General features: G+C 66.1%; 14 protein-coding genes and 1 tRNA gene. 5 read left to right on the top strand and 10 right to left on the bottom strand.

The annotated features are described in order from the left end of the window. Positions 1–46 precede the first annotated feature (46 nt). The 3 genes from rpoB to H4W27_RS00875 all read right to left on the bottom strand — a co-directional run bounded on the left by rpoB (position 47) and on the right by H4W27_RS00875 (position 5,999). Entirely contained in the window at positions 47–3,565 is a 3,519-nt protein-coding gene (gene rpoB, locus H4W27_RS00885) for a DNA-directed RNA polymerase subunit beta (protein ID WP_192594264.1), read from the bottom strand. Between the two features lie 279 nt (positions 3,566–3,844). After that, entirely contained in the window at positions 3,845–4,504 is a 660-nt protein-coding gene (locus tag H4W27_RS00880) for a LuxR C-terminal-related transcriptional regulator (protein WP_192594263.1), read from the bottom strand. Then, a complete protein-coding gene (locus H4W27_RS00875; RefSeq protein ID WP_192594262.1) occupies positions 4,497–5,999 on the bottom strand; it encodes an ATP-binding protein in 1,503 nt (500 codons plus the stop codon). Before H4W27_RS00875 ends, H4W27_RS00880 begins: the two co-directional genes overlap by 8 nt. Before the next feature lie 134 nt (positions 6,000–6,133). On the opposite strand from H4W27_RS00875, the gene H4W27_RS00870 reads away from it, so the two are divergent. Further along, positions 6,134–7,534: a PspC domain-containing protein gene (locus H4W27_RS00870; RefSeq protein ID WP_192594261.1), complete on the top strand. Its 1,401-nt coding sequence runs from the start codon at positions 6,134–6,136 to the stop codon at positions 7,532–7,534. Further along, positions 7,531–8,052 carry a hypothetical protein gene (locus tag H4W27_RS00865; RefSeq protein ID WP_192594260.1) on the top strand — a complete coding sequence of 174 codons (522 nt, stop codon included), beginning with the start codon at positions 7,531–7,533 and terminating at the stop codon, positions 8,050–8,052. The genes H4W27_RS00870 and H4W27_RS00865 overlap by 4 nt, the downstream gene beginning before the upstream one ends. Before the next feature lie 157 nt (positions 8,053–8,209). Here the strand turns inward: H4W27_RS00865 and rplL are convergent, their stop codons facing one another. The 7 genes from rplL to H4W27_RS00830 all read right to left on the bottom strand — a co-directional run bounded on the left by rplL (position 8,210) and on the right by H4W27_RS00830 (position 12,700). Continuing rightward, positions 8,210–8,593, bottom strand: a complete 384-nt coding sequence (gene rplL, locus H4W27_RS00860; protein WP_192594259.1) for a 50S ribosomal protein L7/L12 — start codon at positions 8,591–8,593, stop codon at positions 8,210–8,212. Positions 8,594–8,653: 60 nt separating this feature from the next. After that, positions 8,654–9,172 carry a 50S ribosomal protein L10 gene (rplJ, locus tag H4W27_RS00855; protein ID WP_192594258.1) on the bottom strand — a complete coding sequence of 173 codons (519 nt, stop codon included), beginning with the start codon at positions 9,170–9,172 and terminating at the stop codon, positions 8,654–8,656. Between the two features lie 492 nt (positions 9,173–9,664). Next, complete coding sequence (gene rplA / locus H4W27_RS00850) at positions 9,665–10,369, bottom strand: 50S ribosomal protein L1 (RefSeq protein ID WP_192594257.1); 705 nt, start codon at positions 10,367–10,369, stop codon at positions 9,665–9,667. 157 nt (positions 10,370–10,526) lie between these two features. Further along, positions 10,527–10,958, bottom strand: coding sequence for a 50S ribosomal protein L11 (gene rplK / locus H4W27_RS00845; RefSeq protein ID WP_192592255.1), 432 nt, complete (start codon positions 10,956–10,958; stop codon positions 10,527–10,529). A 234-nt stretch (positions 10,959–11,192) separates the two neighbouring features. Beyond that, complete coding sequence (gene nusG / locus H4W27_RS00840; protein ID WP_318782055.1) at positions 11,193–12,119, bottom strand: transcription termination/antitermination protein NusG; 927 nt, start codon at positions 12,117–12,119, stop codon at positions 11,193–11,195. A 95-nt stretch (positions 12,120–12,214) separates the two neighbouring features. Further along, positions 12,215–12,589 (bottom strand): preprotein translocase subunit SecE, encoded by a 375-nt coding sequence (secE, locus tag H4W27_RS13785; protein ID WP_192594255.1) that lies wholly within the window; start codon positions 12,587–12,589, stop codon positions 12,215–12,217. Between the two features lie 38 nt (positions 12,590–12,627). Then, positions 12,628–12,700 (bottom strand) — tRNA-Trp (locus H4W27_RS00830). Positions 12,701–12,872: 172 nt separating this feature from the next. Between H4W27_RS00830 and H4W27_RS00825 the strand changes: the two genes are divergently transcribed. The 3 genes from H4W27_RS00825 to H4W27_RS00815 all read left to right on the top strand — a co-directional run bounded on the left by H4W27_RS00825 (position 12,873) and on the right by H4W27_RS00815 (position 16,380). After that, positions 12,873–14,087 (top strand): pyridoxal phosphate-dependent aminotransferase, encoded by a 1,215-nt coding sequence (locus tag H4W27_RS00825; RefSeq protein ID WP_192594254.1) that lies wholly within the window; start codon positions 12,873–12,875, stop codon positions 14,085–14,087. A gap of 122 nt (positions 14,088–14,209) precedes the next feature. Beyond that, the gene (locus H4W27_RS00820; RefSeq protein ID WP_192594253.1) at positions 14,210–15,196 is read left to right on the top strand and encodes an IS481 family transposase; all 987 of its coding nucleotides are present in this window, start codon (positions 14,210–14,212) and stop codon (positions 15,194–15,196) included. Between the two features lie 152 nt (positions 15,197–15,348). Continuing rightward, a complete protein-coding gene (locus H4W27_RS00815) occupies positions 15,349–16,380 on the top strand; it encodes a 6-phosphofructokinase (protein WP_192594252.1) in 1,032 nt (343 codons plus the stop codon). Positions 16,381–16,391 lie beyond the last annotated feature (11 nt).

The raw sequence follows: 16,391 nt of genomic DNA, 5'->3' as shown, positions 1-16,391 counted from the left end.
TTTCTCTAAAGATTCGTGACGGAGTGAAGGTGCATCGGTGAGGTCATCAGACCTCTTCGACCGAGCTGGGCTCTGCGCGGGAGAGGTCGATGCCAAGCTCCTCCGCAGCGCTGAACCCGGTTTCCTCCGAGTCACGCATCTCGACCTTGCTGCCGTCCGCGGAGAGAACCTCCACGTTGAGGCAGAGCGACTGCATCTCTTTGATGAGCACCTTGAACGACTCCGGAACGCCAGGCTCCGGGATGTTCTCGCCCTTCACGATGGCCTCGTAGACCTTCACACGGCCGTGGATGTCATCCGACTTGATGGTCAGCAGCTCCTGCAGCGTGTAGGCGGAGCCATAGGCCTCGAGTGCCCAGACCTCCATCTCGCCGAAGCGCTGACCGCCGAACTGAGCCTTGCCGCCGAGGGGCTGCTGAGTGATCATCGAGTACGGTCCGGTGGAGCGTGCGTGAATCTTGTCATCGACAAGGTGGTGCAGCTTCAGGATGTACATGTAGCCGACGGCAACGCCTTCGGGGAACGGTTCGCCGGAGCGACCGTCGAAGAGCTGGGCCTTGCCGTTGGCGCCCACGAGCTGCTCGCCGTCGCGTGACGGGTTCACAGACTCGAGGATGCCGGTCAGCTCAGCAGGCTCCGCGCCGTCGAACACCGGGGTCGAGACCTTGGTCGGACCGGTCTCCCGGGGCAGGTTCGGCAGCTTCTTGATCCAGTCGGGCTCGCCCTCGATCTTCCAGCCCTGCTTGGCGGCCCACCCGAGGTGGACCTCCATGACCTGGCCGATGTTCATGCGACCGGGGACGCCGAGCGGATTGAGCACGATGTCCACTGCCGTGCCATCGGGCAGGAAGGGCATGTCCTCCACAGGAAGGATCCTGGAGATGACGCCCTTGTTGCCGTGGCGGCCGGCGAGCTTGTCGCCGTCGGTGATCTTGCGCTTCTGCGCCACGTACACGCGCACCAGCTGGTTCACACCGGGGGGAAGGTCGTCGCCCTCCTCCGCGTCGAAGATCCGGACACCGATGACGGTGCCGGACTCGCCGTGGGGGACCTTCAGCGAGGTGTCACGCACTTCGCGTGACTTCTCGCCGAAGATGGCGCGCAGCAGACGCTCCTCCGGGGTCAGCTCGGTCTCACCCTTGGGCGTGACACGGCCGACCAGGATGTCTCCTGCGGAGACCTCGGCACCGATGTGGATGATGCCGCGCTCATCGAGCTGGGCCAGCATCTCCTCGGAGACGTTCGGGATGTCACGGGTGACCTCTTCGGCACCGAGCTTGGTGTCGCGAGCATCGACCTCGTGCTCCTCGATGTGGATCGAGGTGAGCACGTCGTCCTGGATCATCCGCTGGGAGAGGATGATCGCATCCTCGAAGTTGTGGCCTTCCCAGGACATGAACGCGACCAGCAGGTTCTTGCCCAGAGCAAGCTCGCCGGCCTCGGTGGAGGGACCGTCAGCGATGATCGACTGGCGCTCCAGCCGGTCACCTTCGGAGACCCGGACGCGCTGGTTGTACGCGTTGCCCTGGTTCGAGCGCTGGAACTTCATGATCGGGTAGTGGATCTGCGTGCCGTCGTCGTTGAGCACGGTGACCAGATCAGCTGCGACGCGGGTGACCACGCCCGGCTTCTCGGCGGTGACCGAGTCTCCGGCGTCGATCGCGGCGAACTTCTCCATGCCGGTGCCCACCAGCGGCGACTCGGACTCCAGCAGCGGCACAGCCTGACGCTGCATGTTCGCACCCATGAGGGCGCGGTTGGCGTCGTCGTGCTCCAGGAACGGGATCAGAGCCGTGGCCACTGACACCATCTGGCGCGGCGAGACGTCCATGTAGTCGATCTCGTCGGGAATGGTCAGCACGGGCTCGCCCTGCTCAGCGGTTCCGTCGGCACGACCGCGGCAGAGCACGGTCGCTTCAGCGAAGGTGCCGTCCTCGTTCAGCGGTGCGTTGGCCTGGGCGATCTGCGAGACCAGCTCGTCATCGGCCGTCAGGTAGTCGATCTGATCGGTGACGACACCCTTGACGACCTTGCGGTACGGGGTCTCGATGAAGCCGAAGTTGTTGATCCGTCCGTAGGTGGCCAGCGAGCCGATCAGGCCGATGTTCGGGCCTTCCGGAGTCTCGATGGGGCACATGCGTCCGTAGTGCGAGGGGTGGACGTCGCGGACCTCCATGCCGGCGCGGTCACGGGAGAGACCGCCCGGGCCCAGCGCGGAGAGGCGACGCTTATGCGTCAGTCCGGCCAGCGGGTTGTTCTGATCCATGAACTGCGAGAGCTGCGAGGTGCCGAAGAACTCCTTGATGGAGGCGACGACGGGACGGATGTTGATCAGCGTCTGCGGCGTGATGGCCTCGACGTCCTGAGTCGTCATCCGCTCACGGACCACACGCTCCATGCGGGACAGGCCGGTGCGGACCTGGTTCTCGATGAGCTCGCCCACCGCACGGATGCGGCGGTTGCCGAAGTGGTCGATGTCATCGACGGTGATGTGCACGTCGATCTCGGAACCATCGCGGATGCCCTTGATCGTGTCCTTGCCGGCGTGCAGCGCTGCGAGGTAGTGGATCATCGCGACGATGTCCTGCTCGTTGAGCACCGAGGCGTCGGCGTCGGTGAAGGCCTTGTCCACGCCGAGCTTGCGGTTGAGCTTATAGCGCCCCACCTTGGCCAGGTCATAGCGCTTGGGGGTGAAGTACAGACCCTTCAGCAGCGACTCGGCAGCCTCGACTGTCGGCGGCTCGCCCGGGCGCAGCTTGCGGTAGATGTCGATCAGCGCATCGGCCTGCGTCTCGAAGGCATCCTTCTCCATGGTGGCGCGGATCGAGTCATACTCGCCGAACTCTTCGAGGATGCGGGACTCGGTCCAGCCCAGAGCCTTGAGCAGCGCGGTGACCGGCTGCTTGCGGCGACGGTCGAGGCGGACGCCGACCTGGTCACGCTTGTCGATCTCCAGCTCGAACCAGGCACCGCGTGAGGGGATGACCTTGGCGGTGAAGATGTCCTTGTCGCTGGTCTTGTCCGGGGTGCGCTCGAAATAGGCGCCCGGGGAACGCACCAGCTGAGACACGACGACGCGCTCGGTGCCGTTGATGATGAATGTGCCGCGGTCGGTCATGAGCGGGAAATCGCCCATGAACACGGTCTGCTGCTTGATCTCGCCGGTGTTGTGGTTCATGAACTCGGCCTTGACGTACAGCGGAGCGGAGTACGTGGTGTCCCGCTCCTTGCACTCAGCGACCGGCATCTTGGGGTCGGCGAACTCAGGATCGGAGAAGCTCAGGGACATGGTGCCCTGGAAGTCCTCGATCGGTGACATCTCTTCGAAGATGTCGGAGAGTCCGGAGGTTTCGGAAACGCCCTTGATGCCCTTCTGCCGGGCCTCCTCGACACGAGCAGCCCAGCTGTCGTTGCCGATGAGGCGGTCGAAGGAGTCGATCTGCAGAGCGAGAAGCTCTGGGACATCGAGGGGTTCGTGAATCTTTGCGAATGAGAGTCGGCCTGCATATTCTGCAGTGCGGGCCGAAGCAGCGGTTTGAGTCGATGAGGTGCTCGAGGCGACCAAGAGGGATCCTTCCACAGACCTTCGTAGCTTCCGTAGGAATAGCGCATATAAACAACTGCCCACCGCTATTTGAAGGCACGGATGTAGAGAAGATGCGCAAAAATACAGCATAGACCACGAAGGCCACCCGGGGCAAGACGAGGCCACCGCGGGCGTTGGACGCGAGGACGGAGCCTCGGCCGAAGAGAAGACCTGCGGAGACTTCAGCTGCGACTCCGGGCTTTCTGGGCAGTAACTGTACCAGCCGACCCTCGGGAACGTGCCATCGGACACACCGGGTCAGACGATGCGGCGCTGCTCCGCCCAGCGGGTGAGCTCATGCCGGGAGGAGAGCTGCAGCTTCCGCAGCACCTTGGACACGTGGGTCTCCACGGTCTTGATGGAGATGAACAGCTCTCCGGCGATCTCGCGGTAGGTGTAGCCGCGGGCGATCAGGCGCATGACTTCCACCTCGCGGGCGGAGAGCCGGTCAAGCTCCTCGTCCCGGACATCTTCCACCGCCCCGGTGCCGAAGGCATCCAGGACGAAGCCTGCCAGTCGCGGGGAGAACACGGCGTCTCCGGTGGCGACCGCCTCCACCGATTCGGCGAGGTCGGCGGTGCTGATCGTCTTCGTGACATAGCCGCGGGCGCCTGCCCGGATGACCGAGACCACGTCCTCGGCCTGGTCGGACACGCTGATGGCGAGGAACCTGACCTCCGTGAGGTCTCGACAGGCACGGACCACCTCTGCGCCTCCCCCGCCGGTGCCCCCGGGCAGATGCACATCGAGCAGAACAACTTCGGGGCGTGTCCCGCGCACCGCCGCAATCGCTGTCTCCACGTCCTGACCCTCGCCGACGACCTCCACCCGCCCGGCCATCTCTGCCTTGAGCCCAGCCCGGAAGATGCCATGGTCATCGACGATCACCACGCGGCGCAGCGGTGCCGACTCACCCATAGGTCTCCTCGCGCCGTGGAACTGGTTCAGCCACGCGGCGCAGCGGCTGCGGCTCTGTGGGTTCATCGGCCTGCATCCCGGTCGTCGCGTGAGGCGCATGGCTCTGCGGCGCGGCCGGCGGCTGGCTCTGCGGCGCGGCCGGCGCATGGGTCTGCGGCGCGGCCGGCGGCTGGGCCGGGATCGGGCTGGTCGCTGCACCTCGGACGCCCACCGGCATGCTCAGCTGCACCTCGGTTCCTGTCTCACCTGAACGGATCCGCGCGGTTCCACCTGCACGCCTCATCCGTCCGATGATCGACTCCCGGACGCCGAGTCTGTCCTCCTCGATGCCCTCGAGGTCGAACCCGGCGCCGCGGTCACGGATGAACACGGAGTCCTCCGAAGCTGTGGACTCCAGGTACACCGAGGCGGGGCCGGCATGCTTGAGCGCGTTCACCATACCTTCGCGTGCCGCCGCGACGAGCACCCGGTGATCGGTGCGCAGGGACTCCCCGACGGCGATCAACTCCACCGGAACGCTGTGCAGCTCTTCGAGCTCCTCCGCCACGAGGCTGAGCTGTTCCTTCAGCGTGCCCGTCCCGGCGCTGTCTCGGCCGTAGAGCCAGCCGCGCAGCTGGCGCTCCTGTCGGCGCGCCAGGCGCTCCACCGAGACCGGGTCATGCCGATCCTTCTGGATCATCGCCAGCGTCTGGAGCACAGAGTCATGCAGGTGTGCGGCGATGTCCGCCCGCTCAGCCTCGGCGGCGGCTCGTGCCCGCTCGGTGTTCGACGTCCGGTACAGCCTGATCAGCCACGGCGCGGTCACCAGGGCGACGCCGGCCAGCAGCATCGCCGCGACCATCAGCCCGAGCAGCAGGTCCGCCGCCGGGAGGAATCCGCCGGCCAGCAGCAGCAGCGCAAGCATCACCAGCAGGACGCCCATCGAGAACTGCCAGAGGATGGCTCGCCGAGAACGGGTCTTCTCCCGGCCCGAGCCGTCGCCGCCGGGATCATCGGCGGCGGGCCCTATGGCGTCCACCTGGGACCAGGCGAGCAGGACGCCCACACCGAGGATCACCGGGGGCCCGATGAGCCACCAGTTGATCGCAGCGCCGAGGAGCTGCAGACCGATGAGGCCGGCTCCTCCCAGCAGCACGCCCCCCAGCAGGACCTGTGGTGAGCTGGTCAGCGCATCGACGAGCTCGCGCCCCCGGAAGCCCCTGGGCGGATCCTCGCTCTCCACGGCGGGGCCGCTGAGTCCGCGGGCGGCCGCAGTCGATCGCGGCTCGTCCTCGCGCGGCACGAAGACCCAGAGCCAGGCATAGAGCACCAGCCCGATCCCCCCGGCGATGCTGAGGCCGATCATCGCGGCTCGCACCATGGGCACCGAGACCTGCAGGTGGCGGGAGAGACCGAGACAGACGCCCGCAAGCGGGGTCTGTGACGCACGCAGCAGGGGCGGCCGCAGGGTGCGGCCGCCATTCTGCTCCGCTGCGGACTCGGTGGGGGTGTCCATGTGTCCATAGTGCCACGGCCCCCATCCCACTTCGATGGCAGATGCCCCATGATCAGGGGTGTCCGGGCGTGATTCAGGGTTGAATCAGGGTGCCCCCAGTAGCGCGGACGGTCCTCGCCGCACAGACTGGAGATATGGAAAATCTGAAGCCTGAGACGGGCCACCGCTTCTTCAGCTGGATGCGGTCCACGGGGCTGCGTCGCCCCGACGAAGGATGGGTCGGCGGCGTCTTCGCCGGACTCTCCGAAAAGGTGGGGTGGGACGCCGCGCTGGTGCGCGGGCTCGGCGTCGTCGCCTTCATCATCTTCTTCTCTCCAGCAGCCCTGCTCTACGGGCTGGTCTGGATCCTGGCCCCGAATCGCGAGGGTGAGATCCATGCCCAACAGGCGGTCCGCGGCAGCTACAGCTCCGGATTCATCGGAGGCGCGGTGCTGGCGGTCGTGGGTGCCTTGAACATCTTCACCCCGATCAGCATCGCCGGGCCGCTCGCCGTGCTGCTCAACGTGGTGATCCTCGGCGCCGTGGCATGGCTGATCTACATCATGGTGAAGAACCACCGCGGCGATCCTTCCAGCGGCACCCGCGCCGAGTCGGGGACCTCCGCAGCGACGCGGGCGTCCTCCACCGGGGGGTCCTCGGCTGCGGGAAAAGCACGGGCCGGTGACACCACACCGCCACGGGCGGATGGGAAGCCGGCCTGGTATCCGAAGGAGGCTGCCCCGGCGCAGCCCTCGGGATCTGCGGCGGCGTCCGCTTCGATGGGCCACGGAGCGGCTGGCCCCAGCGGTGCCGCCGGCCGAGGCGGACGAGGCGGACGGGAACCACGCCCTGAGCGCGGCGTGGCCGTCTCACCCCGGGAACAGGCACAGCGGCGCCGACGTCGCCAGCTGACCTGGGGGCTGGGGCTGCTCGCACTGCCCGTGATCGTGGCACTGTCCTGGTTCAGCGGCAGTCTCGGGCTCTCCGCCATCACTGCGGCGCTGGTGGCCACCGCAGGCCTGGTGCTGCTGCTCGGCACGGGCCATCTCGTGTCGGCGCTGCGCGGACGTCCCGGCCTGCCGGGACTGCTGGGACTCAGCACCGCGGTCATGCTGGTGCTCTTCGCCGGACACACCGGTGTCAGCGGCCTGGGAGGCGGGACCAACCACGCGTTCGGCAACTACTTCACCGAAGAGTCCGACGTGAACAGCGCGTTCTCCAACACCACGGTGGATCTGCGCGAGTCGGGAGGCACCGGTGCTGGCGGCTCCTCGGCGACGGCTGAGACTGCCCAGGTCAACAACGCCTTCTCGAACACGACGGTGATCGTGCCGGATGACGCGCGGGTGGTCATCAGCAATGGCCAGGCGCTGAGCAACCTGGAGATCTCCACCCAGGATGACCGGTTCGACCAGTCAGGGATCTCCGGAGAGGACCTGGTCCTCGGTCCGGAGGACGCCGACCGCGAGATCCTGCTGGACCTGAACTCCGCCTTCGCCAACACCACCGTCTACGACGCGACCACCTATGAGCAGCAGGTCGAGGAGGACCAATGAGCGCCGCCTATGAGGATCCGACCCAGGACAGACCCATGAAGCAGAGCAGACCGGAACACTCTGGCGCCTCGCCCACACATCCCACGGTCCCGCTTCCTCCGGAGCCCGAGGATGTGGACGAGCTTCTGGCCGAATCGCTTCGAGCCCAGGACGAACAGGACTTCACCTGGAAGGAGCCTGACCGCGGACCACGCTGGTTCGAGCGTGCCGAACAGGAGGCCGCACTGGGCTCAGGACCAGGACTTGAGGGCGGGGCACTGATGCCCCCCGCGGAGCAGGCTGCGGTGCCGCACCCCCGCGGGACGGGCTCATCCGCGCGGACCGGGCGGGCCACCGGACCGCGCATCACCGGTGCCGTCTATGCCGCCGTCGCCGTGGCGCTGGCGCTGTGGGTCCTGGCCAGCGTGGTGCTCGGGGTCCACATCGAACCACTGGTGGTCGCCCTCGGAGTGTGCAGCCTGGCGGGACTGGCGCTGGTGGCCGCGGGGCTTCGCCCCCGGCCGGGCCACCGGATCTGACGCGGGCTGAGCTCAGCCTCCACGGTCCTGGCGCACTGAGCTGCGGCGGCTGAGGCGAGAACCTCCCGCGAACGCAGAAGATCCCCCGGAAGGAAGCCTTCCGGGGGATCTTCTGTGTGCAGTCAGGACTGCCTGGATGCGGCTGTCGCCACCCCGATCACTTGAGGGTGACGGTGGCGCCTGCGCCTTCCAGGGTCTCCTTCGCCTTCTCGGCAGTGTCCTTGTCGACACCCTCGAGAACGGCCTTGGGAGCGCCGTCGACCAGATCCTTGGCCTCCTTGAGACCGAGGGAGGTCAGACCGCGCACCTCCTTGATGACGCCGATCTTCTTCTCGCCTGCGGCCTCGAGGACCACGTCGAACTCGGTCTGCTCTTCAGCCTCTTCGGCTTCGCCGCCGCCTGCGGGAGCTGCTGCTGCTGCCACTGGGGCAGCCGCGGTCACGTCGAAGGTCTCCTCGAAGACCTTGACGAACTCGGAGAGCTCGATCAGGGACATTTCCTTGAACTGTTCGATTAGTTCGTCGTTGCTCATCTTCGCCATGGGGGCGCTCCTTCTAAATGTTTGAGGGGTCTAGCTTGTAGTTCACTGCTGAGCTCGAGCTCAGGCTGCTTCCTGCTGCACGCGAAGCGCCTCGACCGTGCGAACGGCCTTGGACAACGGTGCCTGGAACAGGGAGGCTGCCTTGGACTGGACGCCGATGAGGGCGCCAGCCATCTTGCTGAGCAGAACTTCGCGGGACTCAAGGTCCGCGAGCTGCTTCACTCCTGCCTCGTCCAGGGCGGCGCCATCCATATAGCCGCCCTTGACGATCAGTGCAGGATTGCTCTTGGCGAAGTCACGCAGCGACTTGGCCACGTCCACGGCGTCGCCGTGGACGAAGGCGATGGCGGAGGGTCCGGACATCTTGCCTTCAAAGGCGTCGATGCCGAGTTCCCGAGCCGCGATCTCGGTGAGCGTGTTCTTCACCACAGCGTAGTGTGCGTTCTCTCGCACGGACCGGCGCAGAGTCTGCAGCTGGCCCACGGAGAGGCCGCGGTACTCCGTGAGCACTGCGGCAGTCGAGTTGTTGAAAAGTTCTTTCAACTCCTCGACGGCGGCAGCCTTCTCAGGATTCGCCATGGCACTCCTTCCGATCATGTAAGCCGGTCACCTCTTTGTGCTGGGACATGAAAAATGCCCCGCTGCACAGGGCACGGGGCATGATCTGGGAGAAGGAGCTGCTCGCATGTCGCAGCGAGCAGCTTCTTCAGGTAGAGCAGTTCGTGTCCTGCGCAGGTCGCCCAAAAGGGTCTTTAGAGTTGCGTCGCCTCACAGGCATGATGCCTGCTGACCGCGCAGATCAGCCAATGATCTGCGCACGACAACAACGACCGGCGGTCTTTGGTCAGGCCTCACTCTACACGCGGCACGCCCCGCCTGCAATTCAGCGGCTTCCATCCCTCCACCGCACGGCGAGGGGCGGATCCTCCGAGCATCTGATGCCGGAGAAGGCCCCGACCAGTCGGAGAATCCGCCGCTCAGCGCGGAGTCGGGTGGGCACGAAGAAGGCCCCCGTCACGTGGACGAGGGCCTTCTTCGCCGGCCTGCTCCCGAGGGGCGGCCGGTGACAGATCAGTCAGCGATCACCTTGGTCACGTTCGGGTCCACCGGAATGCCGGGGCCGAAGGTGGTGGCCACGGTGACCCGGTTGATGTAGCGACCCTTGGAGGCGGAGGGCTTCAGACGAAGCACCTCTTCCAGGGCGGCTGCGTAGTTCTCGGTCAGAGCCTTCGCGTCGAAGCTGCTCTTGCCCACGATGAAGTGCAGGTTCGAGTGCTTGTCCACGCGGAAGGTGATCTTTCCGCCCTTGAGCTCGTTGACCGCCTTCGCCACGTCGGGGGTCACGGTGCCGGTCTTCGGGTTCGGCATCAGGTTGCGGGGGCCCAGGACCTTGCCCAGGCGACCCACCTTGCCCATCATGTCCGGCGATGCCACGGCGGCGTCGAAGTCGGTCCAGCCGTCGGCGACCTTGGCGATGAGCTCGTCGCCGCCGACGTAGTCCGCTCCGGCCTCTTCGGCCTTGGCGATGTTGTCACCCTGGGTGAAGACGACCACGCGGGCGGTCTTGCCGGTGCCGTGGGGCAGGATGACCGTGCCGCGGACCATCTGGTCCGCCTTGCGCGGGTCCACCGAGAGCCGCATGGCGACCTCGACCGTGGCGTCCGACTTGGAGGGGTTGGTCTCCTTGGCCAGGGCTACCGCCTCGGCCGGGGAGTACAGTGCGTCCTCGTTGATCTTCTGTGCTGCTGCTTCATAAGCTTTGCTGCGCTTTGCCATCTGCGTTGTTCTCCTTAGCAGTCGTGGTACGCGGGTCGCGCTCGACCCTTCCCACCGTCCGGCGGTGTCGCCGGACTCATTGTCTGTTGCGGGGCGGGTGCCCCGTGTCTGCTGCAGGGCGGATGCCCTGTGTCGTGCTGCCGGGCGTGTGCCCTGTTCAGCCTTCGACGGTGATGCCCATGGAGCGGGCAGTGCCGGCGACGATCTTGGAGGCCCCGGCGAGGTCATTCGCGTTGAGGTCCTCCATCTTGGTCTGCGCGATCTCTTCGACCTGGGACTGCGTCAGCTTGCCGACCTTCTCGGTGTGCGGCACGCCCGAGCCCTTGGCCACGCCTGCTGCCTTCTTGATCAGCTCGGCGGCCGGCGGGGTCTTGGTGACGAAGGTGAAGGAGCGGTCCTCGTAGACCGTGATCTCCACAGGGATCACATTGCCGCGCTGGGACTCAGTCGCGGCGTTGTAAGCCTTGCAGAACTCCATGATGTTGACACCGTGCTGACCGAGTGCGGGACCGATCGGCGGGGCCGGGTTAGCGGCGCCTGCGTTGATCTGCAGCTTGATCAGGCCGGAGACTTTCTTCTTCGGGGCCATGTTCAGCGTCCTTTTCTTACGTTGCAGGCTCTGCGCCCGGCTCGCTGTGCGATCCGGAAGGCCAGAGCCCTCACCTGGTGTCCCCGTGCCACAGGAGCGTGGCGCAGGGGGGTGGTCATCATGGCGTGATGACCGGTTCGACGCCGCAGGCCAAAGCTACCTGCGGCGTCGAAAGTTTGTAGTTGTCTCAGCAGCTCAGACGACGACGTCGCGCCTCGCCTGCTCCGCAGAGCCTCAGTAGATCTTCTCGACCTGGTTGAAGTTCAGCGTCACCGGAGTCTCGCGCTCGAAGATCGAGACCAGGACCACGAGCTGACGTGAATCTGCATTGATCTCGGAGATCGAGGCGGGAAGCGTGGCGAAGGGGCCATCGGTGACGGTGACGGATTCGCCGATCTCGAAGTCGACCTTGATGTTCGAGTCGGCCGCCGCACCGGTGCCGTCCTCCGCCTCGCCGTGCTTGGGGGCGTCGGGCTTGCCGAGCAGGTGATCCGAGAGCATCGCGAAGACCTCGTCGGAGCTCAGCGGATGCGGATCGTGGGCGTTGCCGACGAAACCGGTGACGCCCGGAGTGTGGCGCACCACGCCCCAGGAGGCGTCGGTGAGCTCCATGCGGACGATCACGTAGCCGGGGATCCGGACTCGGGTGACGACCTTGCGCTGAGTTCCCTTGATCTCCACGACCTCTTCCATGGGGACCTCGATCTCGAAGATGTGGTCCTCCATGTCCTGAGTCTGGATGCGGGTCTCCAGGTTGGACTTCACGCGCTTCTCATAGCCGGCGTAGGTGTGCACCACGTACCAGTCACCGAGCTGGCGGCGCAGCTTGGACTTCAGCGCAGCGGCGCGCTCCTCGTAGGACTTCTCCTCCTCGGGCACCTCCGTCTGCGTGTCGGCCCCATCCTCGGTGGAGTCGCTCTGCTCAGTCGTGTCCTCGGCGGAGTCCTCGGTCGAGTCCTCGCCGGAGACGTCCTGCACTGAGTCCTCTGCCTGCTCGGACGCGTCCTGCTGCTCGCCCTCGGTCTCAGGCTGGGACTCGTCCTGGGACTCAGCCTCAGCTGCCTCGTCGGCAGCGGCTGTGGTCTGCCCTGCTGCCTCTGCAGGGGCGTCCTGGGCGGCGTCGACCTCTTCGGCCTGCTGCGAAAGATCCTGATCAGACACTGTTCTCCTGCTTTCCGTGGTGCTCACCGACCACACGGCGAGCTCTCGTTCACGTGACGAATGCGCTGACTGCGTCATCGCTTCCTCGTCAGTTGTCAGTCACCGTTTTCAGCGCTGTCTTCTCCTGCGCCGTCTTCAGCGGCGCCATCATCCCCAGCGCCGCCGTCTCCGGCGCCGTCCTGGGCCGGCGGCTCCGCGGGCTGCTCGACTCCGCTCCCCGTGGAGCCGAAGAGTGCTTCGGCCCCTCGGCTGAAGATGGCATCGAATCCGGTGACGATCCCGATCACGATCACGACGAAGACCAGCACGACCAGCGTGTAGTTGGTCAGCTCGCGCCTCGTCGGGACGACGACCTTCTTGAGCTCGTCGATGACCTGGCGAAGGAACAGCCACACCTTCCCGAACGGGCCCTTCGGTTCGCCGCCGTCAGGCGTGGAGCCCTGCTCTGGCGTCGAAGGCGACTGGGACACAAAGACTCCATCTGTTCACGGTTAAGGCGGGTGCCTAGCAGGGCAGACAGGACTCGAACCTGCAACCTACGGTTTTGGAGACCGTTGCGCTACCAATTGCGCCACTGCCCTAGGGATCCCGATCCTCCGTCACGCTACCGCACCCCTGCCGGCGAACCGGTTTTGGGGCACGATCGATCGGAGGTGCCGGAGACACCGGGAGACGAGTCTACGCTCTCGGCCCGGCACAGGACAAACCGGTACTGTTGAATCAGTCCATGAATCCCGAAAGGATCCCACCGACATGACTGCACCGAGCTCCCGCATCTCCGACCGTATCGGCTCGATCGCCGAGTCTGCCACCCTTGCCGTCGACGCCAAGGCCAAAGCGATGAAGGCCGCCGGTGAGGATGTCATCGGGTTCGGCGCGGGTGAGCCGGACTTCCCGACCCCTGACTACATCGTCTCCGCAGCGATCGAAGCTGCGCAGCAGCCGCGTTTCCACCGCTACTCCCCCGCCGCCGGGCTGCCCGAGCTGCGCAGGGCCGTGGCGCAGAAGACCACCCGCGACTCTGGCTACGTGATCGATGGTGAGCCGCTCGCCCCGGCGAACGTGCTGATCACCAATGGTGGCAAGCAGGCCGTCTACAACACCTTTGCCACGCTGCTGGACCCGGGCGACGAGGTCATCGTCCCGACACCCTTCTGGACCACCTACCCGGAGGCGATCAAGCTGGCCGGCGGCGTCCCGGTGGACATCTTCGCGGGACCCGAGCAGGGCTACAAGGTCACCCTGGACCAGCTGGAGAGCGTCCTCACCGAGCGGACCAAGGTGCTCGTGTTCGTCTCCCCCTCCAATCCCACGGGCGCGGTCTACTCCCCGGAGGCGGTGCGCGAGATCGGCCGCTGGGCCGCTGAGAAGGGACTGTGGGTCGTCACCGACGAGATCTATGAGCACCTGACCTACGACGACGCCGAGTTCACCTCCATCGCAGCGCTGCCCGAGCTGGCCGATCAGGTCGTCATCCTCAACGGGGTCGCCAAGACCTACGCCATGACCGGGTGGCGGGTCGGGTGGATGGTCGGTCCCACCGACATCATCAAGGCCGCCTCGAACCTGCAGTCCCACGCCACCAGCAACGTCGCCAATGTCTCGCAGATGGCGGCTCTCGCCGCGGTCGAGGGGTCCCTCGAAGCCGTGGAGAAGATGAAGACGGCCTTTGATCGACGCCGCAGGGCCATCGTCAGCGGACTCAACGCCGTCGAAGGGTTCTCCTGCCCCACCCCGGAGGGGGCCTTCTACGTCTATGTGGATGTCCGCGAGGCCCTGGGTCGGGAGATCGGGGGACAGACGCCGCAGACCTCGGCCGAGCTGGCGGAGATCATCCTCGAACAGGCCAAGGTCGCCGTGGTCCCGGGTGAGGCCTTCGGTCCCAGCGGATTCCTGCGCCTGTCCTATGCCCTGGGAGACGAAGACCTGGAGAGGGGCCTTCAGCGCATCCAGGAGCTGCTCGCCTAGATGTACTGACCGGGGACGTTGGTTAACTCTGTGTGATCCGCTGATCTGAACCCTGGCACAAAGAGAGCCTCCTGCGGTGGAGTGGAACTGCCTAAGTATCCGCTCACGCACAGGAGGCTCCCATGTCCCACGCTAACGCTGCTCTGACTCCGCGTCACCGCCTGAAGGTCGCCCAGCTGGTCATCGATCGAGGCGTCCCGATCTCCGAAGTCGCGGCACGGTTTCAATGCGCCTGGCCGACCGTGAAGCGCTGGGCGGACCGGTACGCAGCCGGGGAGCCGATGGCCGATCGCTCCAGCCGTCCAGACCGCATGCCGGCAAAGACCCCGCCTGCGGTGACGAAGCGGATCGTGTCGCTGCGGCTTCGTAAGCGGGTCGGTCCGGTCCAGCTCGCCGCCGCGACCGGGGTCGCTCCCTCGACCGCTCACCGGGTGCTGACTCGGTGCGGGCTGCATCGGCTCGCCCATGTGGACCGGGCCACCGGTGAGCCCGTTCGCCGCTACGAACACGCTGCACCCGGGGATCTGCTCCACGTAGATGTCAAGAAGCTCGGCAACATCCCCGACGGCGGCGGCTGGCGCTTCGTAGGTCGCTCCCAGGGTGGACGGAACCGGGCCGCGACCCTGGGAAAGCCGAAGAATCAGTATCGCAACCCCAAAATGGGGTACGCCTTCGTGCATACGGTGATCGATGACCACTCCCGGGTGGCCTACGCCGAGGTCCACGATGACGAGACCGCCGCCACGGCCACCGCGGTGCTGAAACGGGCCGTGACGTGGTTCGCCGAGCGCGGGGTCACCACCCGAAGGGTTCTCTCAGACAACGGTTCGGCCTACGTCTCACACCTGTGGCGAGACACATGTATCGAACTCGGCATCCGGCACTGCCGGACTCGGCCTCGCCGGCCACAGACCAACGGCAAGATCGAACGATTCCATCGCACCCTGGCTGATGGGTGGGGTTATGCGCGTTGTTATACCAGCGAGACACAGCGCCGGGATGACCTTGCGGGATGGCTCCACGAATATAATCATCACCGGCCCCACACCGCCTGCGGGAACAAGGCTCCCATCACCAGATTGATTAACCTGTCAGGTCAGTACACCTAGAAGCTGGACAAGGACTCCAGTCCGCCCGCGGTGATCGGTGACCGGTGACCGGGTGAAACCTGGGAGCCCAGCCCATAGACTCGTAGCAGCACCTGCCGAGGAAGTCAGGCTCGAGATCCACCTGGAATCCATGAAGGGACGAGCTGAATCACATGCGTATCGGACTGCTCACCTCCGGCGGCGACTGCCCCGGCCTCAATGCCGTCATCCGCTCCTCCGTGCTGCACGGCATCAAGAGCTACGGCGATGAATTCGTCGGCTTCAAGGGCGGCTGGCGAGGAGTCATCGAGGGTGACTACATCGACCTCCCCCGACAGTCTGTGCGCGGCCTCTCCCGCGAGGGGGGCACGATCCTCGGCACCTCCCGCACCCACCCGTACAACCACCCGCAGGGCGGGCCCGAGAACATGGCCAAGCAGCTCAAGCGCCATGACATCGATGCGGTGATCGCCATCGGCGGCGAAGGCACGCTCGCCGGCGCCAAGCGCCTCGCCGACGACGGCATCCCCGTGGTCGGCGTGCCCAAGACCATCGACAACGACCTCAAGGCCACCGACTACACCTTCGGCTTCGACACGGCGATCTCCATCGCGACCGATGCGATGGATCGGCTGCGCACCACCGGCGAGTCCCACCATCGCTGCATGGTCGCCGAGGTCATGGGTCGCCACGTGGGATGGATCGCCCTGCACTCGGGCATGGCGGCCGGAGCCCACGCCATCCTGATCCCGGAGCACCGAATCTCCATGGACCAGGTCTGCGAATGGGTGGAGCAGGTTCACTCCCGGGGACGCTCGCCGCTCGTGGTCGTGGCCGAGGGATTCATCCCGGAGGACGCGGAGGAGGCTCTCGCCGGCAAGGGCGAGGAGGAGGACGGCCGTCCCCGGCTCGGTGGAATCGGCGACTGGGTGACCCGTCAGATCGAGGCCAAGACCGGCATCGAGTCCCGCAACACGACTCTGGGCCACATCCAGCGCGGAGGAAATCCCACCGGCTACGATCGCGTGCTGGCCACCCGCTTCGGCATCCGAGCGCTGGACCTCGTGCACGAGCGGGCCTGGGGACATATGGCGGCCCTGCGCGGCACCGAGATCGTCAAAGTCGATCTCGCCGAGGCCCTGGACGGGCTCAAGGCAGTGCCGGCGGAACGCTATGACGAGGCGCAGATCCTCTTCGGCCGATGAGCCGAGGGCAT

The sequence above is a fragment of the Nesterenkonia lutea genome, assembly GCF_014873955.1.
GTDB lineage: Bacteria > Actinomycetota > Actinomycetes > Actinomycetales > Micrococcaceae > Nesterenkonia > Nesterenkonia lutea.
Note: the sequence above shows the minus strand (reverse complement) of the source record. Positions and strands in the feature narration are given on the sequence as shown.

Coding starts and splice junctions, on each gene's coding strand:
- rplJ (WP_192594258.1), bottom strand. CDS start 9,172: ATGGCGAATCCTGAGAAGGCTGCCGCCGTCGAGGAGTTGAAAGAACTT.
- H4W27_RS00865 (WP_192594260.1), top strand. CDS start 7,531: ATGAGCGCCGCCTATGAGGATCCGACCCAGGACAGACCCATGAAGCAG.
- rplK (WP_192592255.1), bottom strand. CDS start 10,958: ATGGCCCCGAAGAAGAAAGTCTCCGGCCTGATCAAGCTGCAGATCAAC.
- H4W27_RS00875 (WP_192594262.1), bottom strand. CDS start 5,999: ATGGACACCCCCACCGAGTCCGCAGCGGAGCAGAATGGCGGCCGCACC.
- H4W27_RS00825 (WP_192594254.1), top strand. CDS start 12,873: ATGACTGCACCGAGCTCCCGCATCTCCGACCGTATCGGCTCGATCGCC.
- H4W27_RS00880 (WP_192594263.1), bottom strand. CDS start 4,504: ATGGGTGAGTCGGCACCGCTGCGCCGCGTGGTGATCGTCGATGACCAT.
- rplA (WP_192594257.1), bottom strand. CDS start 10,369: ATGGCAAAGCGCAGCAAAGCTTATGAAGCAGCAGCACAGAAGATCAAC.
- H4W27_RS00870 (WP_192594261.1), top strand. CDS start 6,134: ATGGAAAATCTGAAGCCTGAGACGGGCCACCGCTTCTTCAGCTGGATG.
- H4W27_RS00815 (WP_192594252.1), top strand. CDS start 15,349: ATGCGTATCGGACTGCTCACCTCCGGCGGCGACTGCCCCGGCCTCAAT.
- rplL (WP_192594259.1), bottom strand. CDS start 8,593: ATGGCGAAGATGAGCAACGACGAACTAATCGAACAGTTCAAGGAAATG.
- H4W27_RS00820 (WP_192594253.1), top strand. CDS start 14,210: ATGTCCCACGCTAACGCTGCTCTGACTCCGCGTCACCGCCTGAAGGTC.